Genomic DNA, 17,887 nt, shown 5'->3' with positions numbered 1-17,887 from the left:
CCTTCCGCCCGAGGAAAGCGAAGTCTTGCACGGAAATCAAAAGCGGTGTAACAAGTGATCCTAACTAATTTCTTGATTGTTCGTTTTTAAATGCCATCTGAAGGAAGGTCCGTCCCTCTAAACTGCGTTTTTATCATGTTGGACAAATCGTTTATGGATCCATACTTTGGATCGCCAGCGTTTGAGCATGATGATGCCCCGCAGCCATTCATCGGCGATGAAGGAGATCCAGATTCCGATTAGTCCGAGTCCGAACCAGATTCCGAGGATATAGGAAAGCGTGACGCTTACTCCCCACATGGATAATATCCCCATGTAGACCGGGAAGCGAACGTCACCTGTTGCCCTTAGTGCGTTTATGACAACTAAATTAAAGCTTCGGCCCGGTTCGAGAATGATGGTCAGGTAGATCAATGTTTTACCAAGGGAAATGATTTCTACGTTGCTTGTAAAGATGCGTAGAAGCGGCTCCGCTGCTACAGAGAAAATTCCGGCCATGATAAGAGAAATGATAATAGCAATCTTTAAGCTTTTTAAACAACGTTCATAGGCACTGTCAAATTGTTTCGCTCCAATCATATGACCGATGATGATCTGTGTCCCCTGGCTGATGGCGACGCTGAATAAGAAAATGAACATCATCAGGTTCTGGGCATATACCTTCGTCGTAAGAGCATTGGTTCCTATACTCGCAATGAAATAGGTAATGACCATTTGTGACCCGTTATAGGATAGATGCTCTCCTGCAGAGGGGATTCCGATCCGTAATAAATTTTTAACGTGAGAGACGGGGAGCTTGAATAGTCTTCTGATTGGAAGAGCATTGGGTATCCGCTTCCTGATCACGATGATACTCACGATGAATCCGATCAGTCTCGAGGTGATGGTGGAAATGGCCACACCCTCCACGCCTAATACAGGGACACCGAATGGTCCGAATATAAATAAGTAGTTTCCGATCACATTGACAATGTTCATGCCGATTGTGATATACATGGCGTCTTTTGTATAGCCGTAGCTCCTCATGATGGCTCCCGCAGTCATGATCAAGGCCTGGATGAAAGCAAAGCCTCCGACGATTTTCAAATAGGATGAAGCTTCATTCATTAGTGAACGCGGGAGATCCATCGATAATAAGATCGGCTTACTGAAAAATATAAGGGCGATACTCAGTAAGAGTCCAAATAGTAGATTGACAGCAATGGAAACGATCGACACTTCCCCTGCCATGCGATTCTCATCCGCCCCCAGATGCTGGGCCACGAGGATGGCTGTACCCGTCGCGACAAATCCAAACATAACGATGATGAGAGAAAGGATTTGATTGGAAACCCCGACGGCTGCTACAGAATCATCAGAATACTGACTTAGCATTAACGTATCGGCATTTCCCATCAACATGTGGAGAAAGATTTCAATGAAAATCGGCCAAGTCAAGGCAAAGAGGGTCATATTTTTTTGATTATTGCTCATAGATTTTCTCCTTTTGCTTGCCGGGGATAGGTGCACCCCAGGCATCCGATACAATTTAAATAGATAAGGGGACTAACCGTCAAGGCCTAGTCCCGCTCTTTAGAAAGTAAGCATCATTAAAAATTCAGGATGGCAAATCCATACCCGTCGAGTGCGACTTCGATGGACTCTGCTTCGGCGGCAAAATCTTCCCCGTTCCACAGATTGGTGATTTTCTTTCCTTTTAACTCAAAAGGAAGGGAGTAGGTGGTAGATTCTTCGCCGCAGTTTAATAGAACAAAGATTGTTTCCTCTCCGTTTGACTTGGTGAATGAAAGGCAATGGTCATGGAGATCACCGGGTAAAAACGCCAGATTTCCTTCGTTGCTTAACAATGGGTATTTCTTGCGAAGGGCGATATGTTTCTGTATATGCCCGAAGAGCTCCTCGTTATGGAGCTCCTGTTCCCAAGGAAAACATTTACGGCACCCTGGATCCTGTTCACCAGTCAGACCGATTTCGTCACCATAATAAATACAAGGTGTGCCGGTGAAGGTGAGCATGAACGTGTAGATTTGTTTAACGCGTCGGATATCTTCGCCGCATTCTGTCAATACGCGTGGTGTATCATGACTCCCGACAAGGTTGAAATTCACTTCATTAACATTCTTAGGGTACATATGAACGACAGCCGTCATGTTTTCTGCAAACTGAGAAGCTGAAATGGTCTGGTGAGCGAACAGATTCAATAGGTTGGTCGTAAAAGGATAGTTCATGACAGCATCGAATTGATCTCCCCGCAGCCAGGGCATGGAATCGTGCCAAATTTCCCCTAAGATATATAAATCCGGTTTAATACTTTTTACTTCTTTTCGGAATTCACGCCAGAAGTGGTGATCGACTTCATTCGCGACATCGAGACGCCATCCATCGATATCGAATTCCTTAATCCAGTAGCGCCCAACTTCCAATAGATAATTGCGGACCTCTTCATTTTCAGTATTTAATTTCGGCATGGAAGGTTCGAATGCAAAGGTATCATAATTAGGGGGCGAACTTTCGATATCCAAAGGGAATTCGTTTACGTGAAACCACTCTTTATAAGGCGAGTCTTCACCCTTTTCAAGTACATCCTGAAACTGGTCAAAGTAAAAACCGCTATGATTAAAGACGGCATCCAGCATGACTTTAATATCATTCTCGTGACAAACCTTAATTAATTCCTTCAATGTTTCTTTCGTCCCGAACTGCGGATCGATTTCGAAATAATCGATCGTGTCGTATTTATGATTGGAGTGCGCTTTGAAGATCGGGGTAAAGTAGATCCCGGAGATCCCAAGCTCTTTTAGATAAGGTATGTTCTGGATGACGCCTTCTAAGTCCCCTCCGAAAAAATTGGTCGGAGTGGGCTCTGTGCTATTCCACTCCAGTGTTCCTTCTGGATCATTGTCCGTATTCCCATTTGCGAAGCGCTCAGGGAAGATTTGATACCAGACCGTATCCTTCACCCATTGGGGTGCTTCGAAGACATCGATGGCATTCAGGAACGGGAAGCAGAAATAATCCCCTATATCAGTAGAAGGGGCCTCGTTAAATCCTTTTTCTCCATAAAAGACTTCTTGTGTTTCGTCATCGAGGATAAAACCATAGCGGAGCCGTCTGAAAGGAGGGGAGACGGAAGCGAACCAATAATCAAACAACTGATCCGTTCCGGTCAAAACCATTTCCTTACGATCATATAGCCATTGTCCGTTTTCCCATTGATAAGGATCTCCATGCAGGAGCGTGACGGTTTCAACGTCATTCTTCTTTGTGCGAATCCGTATGTGTAATTCACTTTTTGTGCAAGCGTATGCATAATTATCTTTCGGTCTATGATAGATGGCTTCCAGTAGCATCGTATATCCTCCTCTTATTCATTCCATTAAAGAGTATTCCAAACCAACAATGTTGTCAATGAAAGGCAGTCAAACTAGTAAAACGTTTTCTTTACTTTCAAGCGAAACGCAAAAATTTTCAAAAAAAGTATTGTCAAAGGAGATTTAGTTTGTATAATAAGAAGTAGGTTGTGCAATCGTTTTCACAAAAGAATGTAAGCGATATCTTTAGAGAATAAGTCATAGAATGTGCAAGCGTTTGTTCAATCTAAAATATGAATTAATAGTTTCACCATACTTAGGAGGGGTCGAAATGAAGAAAGCGTTATCACTGCTTATGGTAATCATGCTTGTACTTGGGGCGCTCGCTGCTTGTGGTCCAAACCGTGAGGAAGGATCAAAAAGCGACAGCGGAGAGAAAAAAGCTGACGATGCGAACAAACCTGAAAAACTGGTTGTCTGGGAAGATCAAGAGAAAACTGGATGGCTGGATGAAGTAGGTGCCAAGTTCGAAGAAGAAACTGGTATCAAAGTTGAAGTAAAAGAAGTCGAAATGGCTACGAAAATGAAAGAACAATTACGTTTAGACGGTCCTGCAGGAACTGGTCCCGACGTATTAACATTACCACATGACCAAATCGGAGAGCTTGCTCTTGCAGGTCATATCGCTCCTTTAGAAGTCGACGGGGACATTGAAAAACGTTTCACTGAATCTTCCATGACGGCTGAGAGCTATGATGGTAAATTATATGGTCTTCCAAAATCTTCAGAAACGCCTGTGTTCATTTACAATAAAGCGTTGATGGAAGATGCGCCTAAAACAATGGATGAAGTATACACATTCTCTAAAGATTTCACGAAAGACGGAAACTACGGTTTCTTGGCTCTTTGGGATAACTTCTATTTCGCACATGCACCGATCGGTGGATTCGGCGGATATGTATTTGCTGAAAAAGATGGAGCATTAGACGCGAAAGATCTTGGCTTAAACAATGATGGTGCTGTAGAAGGTACTGAATATATCCAAAAATGGTACACAGAAGGTTTATTCCCTAAAGGGATCATCGGGGAAAATGGTGGATCTGCTCTTGACGGATTGTTCGGTGAAGGAAAAGTTGCATCTGTCATGAATGGACCTTGGTCATTCCAAGGATATAAAGATGCCGGTATCGATATCGGTATTGCTGCAATGCCTAAGCTTCCTAACGGAGAGCCGATGAAGACATTCATGGGTGTTAAAGGCTGGCACGTGTCAGGCTACTCTAAAAACAAAGAGTGGGCTCAAAAATTCATTGAGTTCATCACTCAAGACGAGTATGCTAAATTACGTTTCGAACAAACACAGGAAGTGCCAACGAACCAAGGTTTGATCGACGATCCTGCGATCGCTGACAATCCTGGTGCAAAAGCGGTTGCTGAGCAATCTCAATACGCGGTTCCAATGCCGAACATCCCTGAGATGGGAGAAGTTTGGGGACCAATGGCTGATTCACTTCAAACGGTTGTAACAGGTAAGCAAGAACCGAAAGCGGCTCTTGATGCAGCAGTGAAGCAAATTCAGCAAAACATTGATGCGAACCACTCCAACTAATCATTAATCATAGCGGTACCTTCTCGTTATTGAGAGGTACTGCTATCCTTTTAAAGACCTATTCAAGGGCTTTTTAAGGAAATAAAGTCCTTCTTTTCTTAAAAAGCTCTTGAAGCTTATCAAAATTGTGAACGTAGAAAGGGGAATATAGGATGGAGCAACAATCCTATCAAACTAATCATAGAAAAACAGCGCTGGCCCTTTCCCTAATCCCTGGTTTAGGTCAGATGTATCATAAGCAGTTTCTAAAAGGCGGATTCTTCCTGATCATGACAGCCGCCTTTATCCTTGTCTTCAGAGACTTGATCGGCTACGGATTATGGGGGATCACGACCCTTGGGACAGACGTCTCATACGGAGATCATTCCATTTTCTTAATGGTATACGGTATCTTGGCAATCATAGTATCTATTTTTGGAATCGGTTTTTATCTGTTTAATCTCCGGGATGCGTATAAAAATGGAGAAAAGCGGGACAGGGGAGAGAAGCTTAGCACGATCCGCGAGCAGTACAGAAATCTGATCGATAATGGATTTCCATATCTCATTATGTCTCCAGGTTTCTTATTACTCGTATTCGTCGTTATTTTCCCGATCATCTTTGTCGTTTTACTGGCATTTACTAACTACGATCTGTATCACTCACCGCCGGCTAAACTGGTCGACTGGGTAGGGATCCAAAACTTTGTTGATATCTTCAAGATTGATATATGGAGAGAAACGTTCATCACCGTACTTGCATGGACGCTCGTTTGGACGTTCGGCGCGACAACGCTTCAAGTGGCACTTGGTGTATTCCTTGCCATTCTTGTGAATCAAAAGGATTTAAAAGGGAAAGCCATCATCCGTACGGTATTTATCCTGCCTTGGGCGATCCCGGCTTTCGTTTCGATCCTCGTTTTCGCCGGAATGTTCAACGAATCTTTCGGAACGATCAACCGGGACATCCTGGGATTCTTCGGTATTGAAGGATTACCTTGGATGACCGAACCGATGTATACTCGAATTGCCTTGATTGGAATCCAGGCATGGCTCGGCTTCCCGTTCATCTTTGCCATGACAACGGGAGTGCTTCAATCGATTCCTGATGAATTGTATGAAGCAGCTACGGTCGATGGGGCTTCAGCATTCCAGAAATTCAAGAATATCACGCTGCCACTTGTCCTTTTTGCAACGGCACCGATCATCATCACACAATATACGTTTAACTTTAATAACTTCAACGTGATTTACTTATTCAACGGCGGTGGGCCGGCATTAACCGGACAAAATGCAGGTGGGACGGATATCCTGATTTCCTGGATCTACAGTCTGACGATGACATCCGCACAGTATTCGAAAGCCGCTGCCATCACATTATTATTGTCCATTATCGTAATCACTGTAGCGGTCTGGCAGTTCAAGAGAACGAAATCATTCCAAGAAGAGGATATGATGTAATATGAATATGAAGAGACAGAAACTCATACGTTTGACACTTTCATACGCCGCCATCGGGATCATGTTTGCCATCATTCTTTACCCGGTTGCATGGATCATCGGATCATCATTCAACCCGGGTCAAAGTTTATCCGGTTCATCCATCATTCCTAAGAATGCAACACTGGCACATTATAAGGAACTATTTGATCTAGAAAAAAGCAATTATATGCTTTGGTATTGGAATTCATTGAAGGTCAGTTTATCCACCATGGTCCTAACCGTGTTATTGGTCAGTTTAACGGCTTATTCATTCTCCCGTTACAGATTTACTGGCCGAAAGAATGGACTGATGACATTTCTGATTCTGCAAATGATTCCGAACTTTGCAGCATTGATCGCAATTTTCGTTTTAGCACTTCTGACAGGACTATTGGATACTCACATTGGATTGATCCTCGTGTATGTAGGAGGTCAGATCCCTATGAACACATGGTTGATGAAAGGGTATCTGGATACGATTCCGAAAGAGCTTGATGAATCAGCCAAGATGGACGGGGCGGGACATTTGCGCATTTTCTTTCAGATCGTCATGCCTCTTGCGAAACCGATCATTGCGGTTGTGGCACTGTTTTCATTCATTGCCCCATTCGCTGACTTTATCATTGCAAGTATCCTGTTGCGTTCAGAAAAGATGTACACATTACCGGTTGCCCTTTATGATATGGTCGCGAAACAGTTCGGAGCGGAATTTACGACATTTGCTGCCGGATCTGTACTCATTGCCGTACCGATTGCCCTATTATTCCTGTTCTTCCAGAAATACTTCGTTTCAGGATTGACGGCAGGGGGTACAAAAGGATAATCTTATAGGCGTTACTAACAATTTTAGGAGGAGCGGAGATGAAAAGAAGAGTATTATCTCTCATTTTAGTCCCGTTTCTTCTTTTTTACGCCCTTCCGGTAGGAGCAGTTGAAAAAGAAGAACGAAAATGGCAGGATGAGACCATTTATTTTCTGATGGTCGATCGCTTTAATGATGGGGATACGAGCAATGATAAAGATGTTAACACGAAGGATCCGAAAGCCTATCAGGGCGGTGATTTTCAAGGAATCATCGATAAACTGGATTACATCAAGGATATGGGATTCACTGCTATCTGGCTGACCCCGATCTTTGATAATCAACCGATGGGTTATCACGGCTATTGGATTACGGACTTCTACAAAACCGAAGAACATTTCGGCTCGATGAAGACGTTCAAGAAGCTTGTGGAAGAAGCCCACAAACGGGATATGAAAGTGATGCTGGACTTTGTTGTGAACCATGTCGGACCTGGCCACCCCTGGGTGAATGACCCTGAAAAAAAGGACTGGTTCCATGAGAAACAGCCGATGAACTTCAATAATGAAGAAAGTCTTCAGAATGCCTGGTTATATGATCTTCCCGATTTAAATACAGAAAATCCCGAAGTGAAGAACTATTTATTCGATGCTGCAAAGTGGTGGATCAAAGAAACCGATATCGATGGATATCGCCTTGACACTGTACGTCATGTCCCGCAGGAATTCTGGGATGAGTTCAGCGATGAGGTGAAGTCCGTGAAAGAAGACTTCTACCTGTTAGGAGAAGTGTTCGACCGGGATCCGGAAAAAATCGCTGCGTACAATGGGACAGGGATCGATGGATTCGTCAATGTTCCTCAAGCGGAAGAAATGCGTTCTGTCTTCCAAAAGCCTGATACATCCTTGGATCGGTTATTCAACTTTTGGAAATACAATGAAACCTTTTATGACAATCCATATGTGATGGGAACATTTATCGATAATCATGATATGGAACGATTTACGAGAATGATTGTTCAAGAGAAGCTTTTCCCTGGAACGAGATGGAAGCTTGCCCTCACCTATATGTATACAACCCCGGGAATCCCGATCGTTTATTACGGATCTGAAATAGCGATGGACGGGGGGAATGACCCTGACAACCGCCGCTTTATGAATTTCAGGGCGGATAAGGAACTGATCGATTATATCACCCGGTTAGGTGAAATCCGTCAAGACTATCCCGCACTGACGAGAGGCGATATCACGCCGATCTACAATAAAGACGGGATGGGAATCTTTAAGCGGACGTACAAAGATCAGACGATCGTCATAGCGATCAACAATACGAGCGAAACACAAAATGTTCAATTAACAAAAGAAGAATTAGCGGATAATCATGAATTAAAAGGGTTGATCAGTGATGACCTGGTCCGCAGTGACAAGGATGGAAATTATCATCTCGTTCTGGATCGTGAAGAGTCAGAGATCTATATGCTGAAAAACAAGAGCGGCCTGAATTATCCTTACCTGTTCGCTTTGGGAATCATGTACTTCCTATTCTTCCTCTTCCTGTATCTTGTAAGGAAACGTGGAAAAGCGAAGAAAAAGTAATAAGAGCAGGGCCATTAAGATGAGCCCTGCTGCCATTTTAAACATAATGAAATGGAAGCGTTTTAATTTTATGAATGAGCAGCCCGCCTTAGGGTCCGCTTTTTTTAAAACAGGGGGGTGGAATATATGGCTGTTACCATAAAAGATGTTGCGAAACTTGCAAACGTAGCACCGTCCACGGTGTCACGTGTTATCGCAAACAATCCAAGAATAAGTGAAAAAACAAAACAAAAAGTCCGGGAAGCGATGGAGCAACTTGGGTATCATCCCAACTTCATTGCAAGGAGCCTGGCAAATCAGTCCACCCAGGTGATAGGGTTGGTACTACCGGGTTCCGCCAGTGCCTTTTCACAAAATCCATTCTTTCCGACTGTCTTAAGAGGGTTAAGTGAAGGGGCTCAGGAAAAGCAGTATGCCCTTCAAATGTCCACCGGCCAATCCGATGAGGAAATCTTTGAAGGTGTCGTTCAGATGGTCCAGGGTGGACGGGTGGACGGAATCATCCTGTTATATTCAAAGGTAGAAGATAAAGTGATGAACTACTTAAAGAATCGGGATTTCCCTTTTGTCGTCGTCGGTAAGCCATATAAGTATTGTGAAGAAATCACGCATGTGGATAATGACAATTACCGGGCAACGAAAGAAGTGACGGACTATCTCCTTGGGCTAAAGCATGAATGCATCGGCTTTATCGGGGGAGACCTGAATCTTGTTGTGACGGTGGAGCGTTTGCTGGGTTACGAAAAGTCCCTCCGCGATGCGGGGATCGATATGAAGGACGAATACATCATTCATGAAGAATTCCTTCGTGAAGGGGGACGTGAAGCCATTAAAGAGCTCATGCAGCTCGAAGACCCCCCGACTGCCCTGGTTGTAGCAGACGATCTGATGGCGCTTGGAGTCTTGAATACATTGGATGAGATGGGCATTAGGGTCCCGGAAGACATATCTATTGTCAGCTTCAATAATGTACTCCTGGCTGAAATGTCCAGACCTCCGCTTACATCAGTGGATATCAATATATATAATCTCGGGAATGAGGCTGCGAAAAGCCTCATTCAAAAAATTGAGAATCCGAAAGAACCGATCAAGCGCATCATTGTTCCTCATCATCTTGTGACCCGGTTTACCTGTGGTGAACGTAAAGTAAAGTCATAATAAAAAGCGACTGAAGCGTGGACTCCCTCCAAAAGGGGAGAGTCATAAACTTCAGTCGCTTTTTGTTTTATCCGTTGATGACGGTACCGCCATTAACGTGAATCATCTGTCCTGACACGTAACTTGAATCATCACTGGCAAGATAAACATAGGCAGGTGCTAATTCAAACGGTTGTCCCGCCCGTCCAAGGGGTGTGTTCCCTCCGAATTCCGACACTTTTTGTGAACTGAAAGTGGATGGTATCAACGGAGTCCAAATCGGTCCTGGAGCGACCCCGTTCACTCTGATGCCATCTGAGGCAATATTTTCAGCCAGTGAACGGGTGAAGCTGACAATGGCCCCTTTGGTAGAAGAGTAATCGATCAGATCCTTGTTTCCTTTATAAGCTGTGATCGAAGCTGTATTGATGATCGAGGCTCCCTTCTTAAGATGGGGGAGGGCAGCCCTCGTCAAGTAGAACATCGAGAAGATATTCGTTTTGAATGTACGCTCCAACTGTTCGTCGCTAATATCCTTAAGGTCAGCCTGAGGGTGTTGTTCAGCAGCGTTATTCACGAGGATATCAAGTTTCCCGAACTCGGATATCGTCTTATTTACGAGATCTTTGCAAAAAGTCGAACTTCCGACATCACCTGGTAAAAGGATGCACCTGACTCCTTCTGCTTCTACAAGTTCCTTCGTTTTATTCGCATCCTCATGCTCATCCAAATACGAAATCGCTACATGTGCGCCTTCCCTTGCGAAGTACCATGCAACCGACCGTCCGATCCCGCTGTCGCCTCCTGTGATCAGTGCGACCTTTCCATCCAGCTTGCCACTGCCTTTATATTTTTGATCCGTATGGATTGGCTGGGGATTCATTTCATCCACCGTACCAGGCTGATGTTCCTGGTGCTGAGGTGGGAAAGTCTGTTTCTGGTTTTGTTGTTGAGACAATGAAAACACTCCTTTATGGGTTTAGGTTATCTTAAGATAGTGTTTACCCTGAAAAAATAATTATTAACGTGTTTTTTTAGAGGAGGGTAGGAAAAAGCAGGCTCCCCCAATGAGAAGCCTGCCTGCAATCATTTCTTTTTCATTTTGCCTGCTGCTTTATATCCAATCATATTCAACAACCCTTTAGGTGAGGAGAAGGGAGGGGCATAGCACGTCTCGATTTCCTGAAGATCGGTGACCGAGAGTCCACTGTAGATGGCAGTGGACAGGATATCGATTTGTTTATCAACACCTTCACCGCCTACCACATTCCCCCCGAAAATCTTACCGGTCTCAGGACAGAAGTGGACGCGGACATACACTTCATGAGCCCCGGGATAGTAACCGGCGTGGGACTTTCCTTCGTGCACGGCCGTTTGATACGTATAGCCTTTTTTCTTTAGGTCTTTCTCTCCGTGACCCGTCGAAGCGATGGAAAGGTCGAATACTTTGGCAATCGCCGTTCCAAGCATCCCTTTAAAAGGGACAGGGTCCCCGGATAAGTGCTTGGCGATGATGTAGGCTTGCCTGTGGGCGGGCCAGGCAAGGGGTACTTGTTTCGGCGTATCGTCAATGAAGTCGATGGACTCGACGACATCCCCGACTGCATAGATGGAGTCATCGTCCGTTTGCATGAACTCATTACTGACGACCCCACCTGATTCCCCGATCGATAAACCGGCTTCCTTCGCCAGTTGGTTCCGGGGTTTCACTCCGACTGCAAGAAGGATGAAGTCAGACTGTAACGTTTCTCCGCTGTCGAGTTTTAATGTATTCTCCGGCAAAACTTCTTTCAACCCATCATTCGTATACAGCTTTACCCCTTTTTCAGTGACATGATCCTGTAAGACATTCGCTGTCTCCTCATCTATGATACTGATGACGTGTTCAGACCTTTCGACGATATTCACCTTCATCCCGAGATGGGTGAAGTTTTCAGCCATTTCGACCCCGATGAATCCGCCGCCGATGATGGTGCAGGATTCAGGTTTTGATGTTTCAATGAACTGCTTGATCCTGTCCATGTCTTCAACGGTTCTGAGATGGAAAGCCGGGATCTGGTCAAGTCCTGGAATGTCAGGGAGAAAGGGGGATGCACCGGTTGCAATCACGAGATAGTCATATGCTTCATCATAATCTTCATTGCGGTCATGGTCCCTTATCAGTAGGGATTTCTTCTCACGATCGATGGTTAACGCTTCATGATGCATTCTGACGTCAATATTCTTTTTTGTATGTAATTGTTCAGGAGTGGCTGCAAAAAGACTTTCCCTGTCTTTGATTACATCGCCTAAGTAATAGGGCATGCCGCAGGCTCCGTAGGATAAGTATGAGGTTTTCTCGAGCAGGATGATCTCGATCTCACTGTCGAGCTTCCTGATTTGAGATGCTGTCGTGGCTCCTCCGCCGACGGCACCAATGATGATGACTTTTTTCTTCATGTTTTTCCTCCTAAATGAAAGAAGTCTAATGGAATTATTGTACCCATTAGACTTCTTTGAAAAACCGTATTAGCGGAAGTTTACGTATTGTACATCGATGGAAAGGTCAGCTTCGCGGATGGCTGCAATGATTTTTTGGAGATCATCTTTGCTTTTACCCGTAACGCGGACTTGATCATCCTGAACTTGACTCTTTACCTTCACGCCTGAGTTCTTGATGATTGTATTGATTTTCTTTGCGTTCTCTTTATCGATTCCCTGTACAAGTTTCGCACGCTGACGGACAGTGCCGCCTGACGCCCCTTCGAGTTTACTGTAATCGAGGTTTTTAACCGGGACGTTACGCTTGATCAGTTTACTGAGAAGGACGTCCTTCAATTGATTCATTTTAAATTCATCATCGGAGACGAGGACGATTTCCTCACCATCTAATTTAATATCACTCTTGCTGCCTTTGAAGTCATAACGGGTTTGAACCTCTTTTAACGCGATTTGAATCGCATTGCTCACCTCTGACATATCCACTTTGGATACGATGTCAAACGAACTTTCCTTTGCCATATGTAACCCCTCCATACTTTTTTCTCTTTTCATTATAGACAAGCTGTGACGGGACATACAACTTCTTTGGTTGAAATAGTAGGGGTTTTTTAGAAATAAAAACAAAAGGCACCCCTTCATAAAAGAACAGGTGCCTTCTGGCCGGGCCATCCCTTATAGATGATCCGTTTTTTTGGAGTATTGATTTTTACCGGCTTTTCGGTTTATTTCTTTGATTTTATTCTTTTCCTGGCGCAGGGCATTGTTGTCTCTCGCCTTTTTTTCATTATCAGATGTATGTGACATGGTGATTCTCCCTTCCGTAATGGTTCTCGTTACTAGTATGAGGAAGGGGAGGGAAGTTTATGAGTGCTGATTTAAGAAAAATATGGCTAAGGTCCCTGTACCTGTATGAGAACCTATGGCGCATCCAATAATACTGATATAAACGTCTTTCGGTGAAAATTTTCCCTCTATGAGCTGCTTCATTTCAAGAGCGAGTTCTTCGTCGTCTCCATGACTGATAGCGATGACCTGGCTGGAGAGATCGTCACCACGTTCTTCCATCACATCTAAAATGCGTTTAAGGAGTTTTTTCTTTCCGCGTAACTTTTCAATTGGAACAAGTTTCCCATCTTCCACATGGAGAAGGGGCTTGATGTTCAGGAGTCCTCCGAGAAACGCTGAAGCTTTGGAAACTCGCCCTCCTTTTGCCAGGTATTCAAGATCCTCTACGGTGAAAAGGTGTTCCATATGCTCGGAGTTAAACCGGGAGGCTTCGATGATTTCTTCTTTTGTCCCGCCGTTCTTCAGGAGTTCGGCCGCTTTCATCACGACTAAACCATATCCGAGAGAAGCGCATTTCGAATCGATGATGGTCAAATCAAGATCAGGATAATCTTCTTTTACCTGATCCCTGATCATGACAGCCGTTTGATACGTGCCTGATAATTGGGAAGAGAAGGCAACGTAAATGCCGGATTGGCTCGATTCTGCAAGCTGTGTGAACTTTTTCAGGAACGTGTCCGGTGAGACTTGAGACGTTTTTGGCATATGTCCGTCCCTGATTTTATCGAATACGGTTTTCGGTTCAATGGTGATCAAGTCCTCGTAGTCATGACCATCTATATGTACTTTAAGTGGAAGAAGCTCTATGTTGTGTTCATTGAAATAGGCAGCAGGAAGGTCGCTTGCACTATCAGTAAATAATTTTACTGTCATCTTCATCATCCTTTGACTTATCTTTATAGCTTTAGTCTAGCGATTTTCAGTGAAAATAACAATCGATTGAACATGAATTATGATAAAAAGATGAATAGTAGAAGGAGTTTAGGTAAGATGAATTGTGGAACATAGAAAATAACAACAAGATGCAGGAGGTATGTGTATGTCGAGAGATCATGTTCAATTAGAGGCAAAGAAATTTGTCGTGGTTCTGGTAGGATCCCTCTTAGGGGCCATTGCCATGAACTTCTTTCTTATTCCGGCAAATGTGTATGCGAGCGGCTTTACGGGAATAGCCCAGCTGCTGTCGAGTTTACTGAAAGAGTTTGCACCTTTCAATATTTCAACTGGTATTTTATTATTCATCCTTAATATTCCTGTCACCATCCTGGGGTGGCTTAAGGTCGGCCGCTCCTTTACTGTGTACAGCTTTATTTCGGTCTTTTTGACTTCCTTTTTCCTGGAAGTGCTTCCCGTCATTAAATTGTCACCGGACATCCTTTTGAATGCGGTATTCGGCGGGGTCATAGCGGCTGTCGGGGTCGGCATCACATTGAAGTGGGGGGCATCCACGGGGGGAATGGACATTATCGCCATGATCCTGTCAAGAATGAAAGATAAGCCGGTCGGATCTTATTTCTTCTTGATGAATGCCGTCATCATTACATCTGCAGGGTTTCTGTACGGGTGGGAAAAAGCACTGTATACATTAGTTACATTATATGCTTCCACACGTGTCATCGACGCCATTCATACACGACATGAGAAGCTGACTGCGATGATCGTCACCAAGAAATCGAATGAATTACGTGAAGCCATTCATTCCAAACTCGTAAGGGGAATCACTACTTTGCCCGCTAAAGGGGCTTTTTCCGGAGAGGACAAGGAGATGTTGATCATCGTCATCTCACGGTATGAATTGTACGAGCTTGAACATACGATCAAGGACGTCGACCCCAATGCCTTTACCAATATCGTCCAGACAACAGGGATCTTCGGTTTCTTTCGAAAAGATTAGATTAGAAAGTTTAACAGATACTATGGGTGAACCTAGATAGAAAGGGGTATCACCTTGAAAGCCATCGTATATTTACTGATCAGCTTTATCCTGTTCTTGGTTGCACCATTGACCACAAAAGCAAGCCTCTATACGGGAAGCGTCCATCACCCTTCAGAAGAAGTCGAATCATTTACTGTTACTGAGGAGAATCCTTCCTTTAAAGATGTGAAGGTAAGGGAGGTCAAAGGTCGCTATACGGTTAGTGGACGAGCCTGTGTATCAAATGGAAGTTTTTACTATTCGGTGGAAGATGGTCATAGTGTTGTCTTATCAGAAACGCTTCTAAAAGTGAACAAAGAAGCTCCTAACTGGACTGAATTTTCCATCATCCTGCCTGAGATGGAAGGGAGAACAGGAAATCTGTTCTTAAATCTATATGAGCGGGATAAAGGGGACGGTAAGGTCATTCATTCTTATACCGTCGCTCTTCCATAAAAAAACAGGGTTGCCTGCAAAAAGGCAACCCTGTTTCTTGTTTATGATAGGCGGTTCAACTCATCTTGAAGAGCGTGAAGCTGCTTTTGTTCTTCCACATTCGAGTTAGCGTAAGCAGATGACAAAGCATTCTTCGCTTTATCAATGGACATTTGAGCGTTTTCTCCCGTATTGCATGCCTGTTTGGCTGAAGATACAGCGTTACGTGCCTGCTGGAATAGTGGATTGCTCATTATTCCAGCCCCCCTGCACCGTCACCATGTGAAGCAAGCTTCTTAGCCTCTGCTTCTGCATACGTAAGATGATACGGAATACGTTCGTCATGTTTTGATACAGCAATTTTACCTTGTTGTACAAATCGTTTCGATTTATTTCTACCCATCACTTACCACCCCTTGTGCAAGTTGGAACGCTGGATGCGTTCTTTACTAGTATGGCTCTCGGAGGGAGAACGTACAGTAAGAAGATTTACCCACCGTTTCCATCATGTTTAGAGATCGAAGCGTTTTTGCAGGTAGCGCCCGATGCCATCCTCTTCATTCGAAAGTGTCACTGCATTGGCAATATCCTTCAGTGGATCAATGGCATTACCCATGGCCACACCTGTTCCTGCGTAGTCGAGCATTTCCAGGTCATTGTCCTCATCGCCGAATGCGATGATTCTTTCTTGAGGGATGTTCAAAGAAGAAGCCACGCGCTCTATCCCCACTGCTTTATTCAATCCGGATTTAACGATTTCAATGATATGCCATGGTGCAGCCCAGCGGCGATGATCGATCAATTCTGCATGAACATCATCCAAGTGGGCACGAATATCGGCTACATCCTCTTCCTCAGCGTGAATGAGCATGGAAGTAGGATGATCGGATAATACGTTTCGGATATCCCCTGTTGAGATGGATGGATTACCCATCATGAATACATCGATGATCTTTTCGTCATGATAATGAAGATAGACATCATCCATCACTTCAGCGACAATGTTACGGAACGAGAAGTCATCACATGCATCGATGATTTGTTTTGCCACTTTTAGATCCATCGGTTCATGGTAGATTCCCCAAGATGGGTCGGCCGGATGATGCACGAATGCTCCATTGAAATTGACAATGGGCGTACTCAGCTGTAATTGTTGATAGTATAATTCACTTGCACGAAACGGCCTGCCTGTTGCAATCATCACTTCATGACCTTTATGACGCGCTTTTTTTAAAATATCATGTGTTTTGGACGAGATTTTCTTCTCATCGGTTAATAATGTTCCATCGAGATCCAGAACAATCAAATGTTTTTCTTGTGAGTTCATGAATACAAATCCCCAATCTTATTGGTATGAAGGCTATTCTAGTTTAGCGTTACACCCGGAAAGTTGTCCACCGACTGCACGTAGAATTTAAGAAATGTTTACATACGCCTTCGATTTAAATATTATACATACTACCAAATCTAGGATATCATAGTAAAGTGAAAAGCGATCAGGAGGGAGAGAACCAACATGATTCTTATTGATAAATCAAACATACAAACAATCCCCTTTCTTCATCTTGTGAAGGAAGAGGACATAAATAAACCGTTACCGACATGCTTCTTTATTCACGGCTTTACGAGTGCGAAAGAGCATAATCTTCACTACGCATACCTTCTTGCTGAAAAGGGGTTCAGAGTGATACTCCCGGATTGTTTAGAGCACGGAGAACGATCTTCTGGAAAGTCAGAATATCAATTAGGAGAAGTCTTTTGGAAGATCGTGTTGAATACCATTCATGAATTGTCCATATTGAAAGAGCACTTTGAAGAAAAAGGGCTGATCGCACCAAATGGAATCGGTGTTGCTGGTACATCCATGGGGGGGATCGTTACATTGGGTGCCCTGACTCAATATGAATGGATCTCTTCAGCCGTTTCACTGATGGGGAACCCTACATATGTGAAATTTGCACAGGCCCAGCTTGCTCAAGTTGAATCCTTGGGATATGATCTCCCATTTAGCGAGGGTGAAATCGACACTATGATGAGTGAGCTCGCCCATTATGATCTAAGCCTTCAACCAGAGAAGCTTGGAGGCAGACCCCTCATGTTCTGGCATGGAAAGCGCGACAAAGTCGTCCCCTTCCATTTGACCAGGGAATTCTATGAGAGCATATTGCCTTATTATGAGGAACGAGAAGACCATCTGCTTTTCATAGAAGATGATAAAGCCGATCACAAAGTGACGAGAGAAGGCGTGTTGAGGCTTGTCGAGTGGTTCGAGAAGCACTTATCAGCTTAACCTTTT

18 protein-coding genes are annotated in these 17,887 nt (G+C 44.0%); 8 read left to right on the top strand and 10 right to left on the bottom strand.

Annotation, left to right across the window (positions count from 1 at the left end; genetic code table 11):
- Positions 1-117: 117 nt before the first annotated feature.
- Positions 118-1,473: an MATE family efflux transporter gene (locus tag AM506_RS02145; protein ID WP_060670326.1), complete on the bottom strand. Its 1,356-nt coding sequence runs from the start codon at positions 1,471-1,473 to the stop codon at positions 118-120.
- Between the two features lie 116 nt (positions 1,474-1,589).
- On the bottom strand, positions 1,590-3,350 hold the full coding sequence (locus tag AM506_RS02140; protein WP_060670323.1) for an alpha-glycosidase: 1,761 nt from the start codon (positions 3,348-3,350) through the stop codon (positions 1,590-1,592).
- Positions 3,351-3,642: 292 nt separating this feature from the next.
- Between AM506_RS02140 and AM506_RS02135 the strand changes: the two genes are divergently transcribed.
- From AM506_RS02135 to AM506_RS02115, 5 genes are all read left to right on the top strand, one after another.
- Complete coding sequence (locus AM506_RS02135) at positions 3,643-4,920, top strand: extracellular solute-binding protein (protein WP_060670320.1); 1,278 nt, start codon at positions 3,643-3,645, stop codon at positions 4,918-4,920.
- A 152-nt stretch (positions 4,921-5,072) separates the two neighbouring features.
- Positions 5,073-6,359, top strand: coding sequence for a carbohydrate ABC transporter permease (locus AM506_RS02130; RefSeq protein WP_060670318.1), 1,287 nt, complete (start codon positions 5,073-5,075; stop codon positions 6,357-6,359).
- A 1-nt stretch (position 6,360) separates the two neighbouring features.
- Positions 6,361-7,203 carry a sugar ABC transporter permease gene (locus tag AM506_RS02125; protein WP_060670316.1) on the top strand — a complete coding sequence of 281 codons (843 nt, stop codon included), beginning with the start codon at positions 6,361-6,363 and terminating at the stop codon, positions 7,201-7,203.
- Positions 7,204-7,241: 38 nt separating this feature from the next.
- Positions 7,242-8,777, top strand: a complete 1,536-nt coding sequence (locus tag AM506_RS02120) for an alpha-amylase family glycosyl hydrolase (RefSeq protein ID WP_060670314.1) — start codon at positions 7,242-7,244, stop codon at positions 8,775-8,777.
- A gap of 126 nt (positions 8,778-8,903) precedes the next feature.
- Positions 8,904-9,935: a LacI family DNA-binding transcriptional regulator gene (locus AM506_RS02115; RefSeq protein ID WP_060670312.1), complete on the top strand. Its 1,032-nt coding sequence runs from the start codon at positions 8,904-8,906 to the stop codon at positions 9,933-9,935.
- A 67-nt stretch (positions 9,936-10,002) separates the two neighbouring features.
- Here the strand turns inward: AM506_RS02115 and AM506_RS02110 are convergent, their stop codons facing one another.
- The 5 genes from AM506_RS02110 to AM506_RS02095 all read right to left on the bottom strand — a co-directional run bounded on the left by AM506_RS02110 (position 10,003) and on the right by AM506_RS02095 (position 14,114).
- Positions 10,003-10,872, bottom strand: a complete 870-nt coding sequence (locus AM506_RS02110) for an SDR family oxidoreductase (protein ID WP_060670311.1) — start codon at positions 10,870-10,872, stop codon at positions 10,003-10,005.
- Between the two features lie 128 nt (positions 10,873-11,000).
- A complete protein-coding gene (locus tag AM506_RS02105; protein ID WP_060670309.1) occupies positions 11,001-12,353 on the bottom strand; it encodes a CoA-disulfide reductase in 1,353 nt (450 codons plus the stop codon).
- Positions 12,354-12,422: 69 nt separating this feature from the next.
- On the bottom strand, positions 12,423-12,914 hold the full coding sequence (locus tag AM506_RS02100) for a YajQ family cyclic di-GMP-binding protein (protein WP_044337711.1): 492 nt from the start codon (positions 12,912-12,914) through the stop codon (positions 12,423-12,425).
- Positions 12,915-13,067: 153 nt separating this feature from the next.
- On the bottom strand, positions 13,068-13,199 hold the full coding sequence (locus AM506_RS22440; protein WP_152968511.1) for a DUF3941 domain-containing protein: 132 nt from the start codon (positions 13,197-13,199) through the stop codon (positions 13,068-13,070).
- A 57-nt stretch (positions 13,200-13,256) separates the two neighbouring features.
- Positions 13,257-14,114 (bottom strand): DegV family protein, encoded by an 858-nt coding sequence (locus AM506_RS02095; protein ID WP_060670306.1) that lies wholly within the window; start codon positions 14,112-14,114, stop codon positions 13,257-13,259.
- A gap of 166 nt (positions 14,115-14,280) precedes the next feature.
- On the opposite strand from AM506_RS02095, the gene AM506_RS02090 reads away from it, so the two are divergent.
- Together AM506_RS02090 and AM506_RS02085 are read left to right on the top strand one after the other, a co-directional pair.
- Positions 14,281-15,135, top strand: a complete 855-nt coding sequence (locus tag AM506_RS02090; protein ID WP_060670304.1) for a YitT family protein — start codon at positions 14,281-14,283, stop codon at positions 15,133-15,135.
- 54 nt (positions 15,136-15,189) lie between these two features.
- A complete protein-coding gene (locus tag AM506_RS02085; RefSeq protein ID WP_060670302.1) occupies positions 15,190-15,612 on the top strand; it encodes a Gmad2 immunoglobulin-like domain-containing protein in 423 nt (140 codons plus the stop codon).
- A 41-nt stretch (positions 15,613-15,653) separates the two neighbouring features.
- Here the strand turns inward: AM506_RS02085 and AM506_RS02080 are convergent, their stop codons facing one another.
- From AM506_RS02080 to AM506_RS02075, 3 genes are all read right to left on the bottom strand, one after another.
- On the bottom strand, positions 15,654-15,845 hold the full coding sequence (locus tag AM506_RS02080; protein ID WP_060670300.1) for a DUF3813 domain-containing protein: 192 nt from the start codon (positions 15,843-15,845) through the stop codon (positions 15,654-15,656).
- Positions 15,845-15,994: a hypothetical protein gene (locus AM506_RS22940; RefSeq protein WP_179886584.1), complete on the bottom strand. Its 150-nt coding sequence runs from the start codon at positions 15,992-15,994 to the stop codon at positions 15,845-15,847. Before AM506_RS22940 ends, AM506_RS02080 begins: the two co-directional genes overlap by 1 nt.
- A 108-nt stretch (positions 15,995-16,102) precedes the next feature.
- On the bottom strand, positions 16,103-16,918 hold the full coding sequence (locus AM506_RS02075; RefSeq protein WP_060670298.1) for a Cof-type HAD-IIB family hydrolase: 816 nt from the start codon (positions 16,916-16,918) through the stop codon (positions 16,103-16,105).
- A gap of 189 nt (positions 16,919-17,107) precedes the next feature.
- Here AM506_RS02075 and AM506_RS02070 point away from each other — a divergent pair, with 189 nt between their 5' ends.
- The gene (locus AM506_RS02070) at positions 17,108-17,881 is read left to right on the top strand and encodes a prolyl oligopeptidase family serine peptidase (protein ID WP_060670296.1); all 774 of its coding nucleotides are present in this window, start codon (positions 17,108-17,110) and stop codon (positions 17,879-17,881) included.
- Positions 17,882-17,887 lie beyond the last annotated feature (6 nt).

It is taken from the genome of Rossellomorea vietnamensis (genome assembly GCF_001305855.1).
GTDB lineage: Bacteria > Bacillota > Bacilli > Bacillales > Bacillaceae_B > Rossellomorea > Rossellomorea vietnamensis_A.
The sequence above is the reverse complement of the archived record's forward strand: the minus strand, read 5'-3'. Positions and strand labels throughout refer to the sequence as shown.

Coding starts and splice junctions, on each gene's coding strand:
- AM506_RS22940 (WP_179886584.1), bottom strand. CDS start 15,994: ATGGGTAGAAATAAATCGAAACGATTTGTACAACAAGGTAAAATTGCT.
- AM506_RS02080 (WP_060670300.1), bottom strand. CDS start 15,845: ATGAGCAATCCACTATTCCAGCAGGCACGTAACGCTGTATCTTCAGCC.
- AM506_RS02070 (WP_060670296.1), top strand. CDS start 17,108: ATGATTCTTATTGATAAATCAAACATACAAACAATCCCCTTTCTTCAT.
- AM506_RS22440 (WP_152968511.1), bottom strand. CDS start 13,199: ATGTCACATACATCTGATAATGAAAAAAAGGCGAGAGACAACAATGCC.
- AM506_RS02130 (WP_060670318.1), top strand. CDS start 5,073: ATGGAGCAACAATCCTATCAAACTAATCATAGAAAAACAGCGCTGGCC.
- AM506_RS02075 (WP_060670298.1), bottom strand. CDS start 16,918: ATGAACTCACAAGAAAAACATTTGATTGTTCTGGATCTCGATGGAACA.
- AM506_RS02115 (WP_060670312.1), top strand. CDS start 8,904: ATGGCTGTTACCATAAAAGATGTTGCGAAACTTGCAAACGTAGCACCG.
- AM506_RS02140 (WP_060670323.1), bottom strand. CDS start 3,350: ATGCTACTGGAAGCCATCTATCATAGACCGAAAGATAATTATGCATAC.
- AM506_RS02090 (WP_060670304.1), top strand. CDS start 14,281: ATGTCGAGAGATCATGTTCAATTAGAGGCAAAGAAATTTGTCGTGGTT.
- AM506_RS02125 (WP_060670316.1), top strand. CDS start 6,361: ATGAATATGAAGAGACAGAAACTCATACGTTTGACACTTTCATACGCC.
- AM506_RS02120 (WP_060670314.1), top strand. CDS start 7,242: ATGAAAAGAAGAGTATTATCTCTCATTTTAGTCCCGTTTCTTCTTTTT.
- AM506_RS02145 (WP_060670326.1), bottom strand. CDS start 1,473: ATGAGCAATAATCAAAAAAATATGACCCTCTTTGCCTTGACTTGGCCG.
- AM506_RS02135 (WP_060670320.1), top strand. CDS start 3,643: ATGAAGAAAGCGTTATCACTGCTTATGGTAATCATGCTTGTACTTGGG.
- AM506_RS02100 (WP_044337711.1), bottom strand. CDS start 12,914: ATGGCAAAGGAAAGTTCGTTTGACATCGTATCCAAAGTGGATATGTCA.
- AM506_RS02105 (WP_060670309.1), bottom strand. CDS start 12,353: ATGAAGAAAAAAGTCATCATCATTGGTGCCGTCGGCGGAGGAGCCACG.
- AM506_RS02095 (WP_060670306.1), bottom strand. CDS start 14,114: ATGACAGTAAAATTATTTACTGATAGTGCAAGCGACCTTCCTGCTGCC.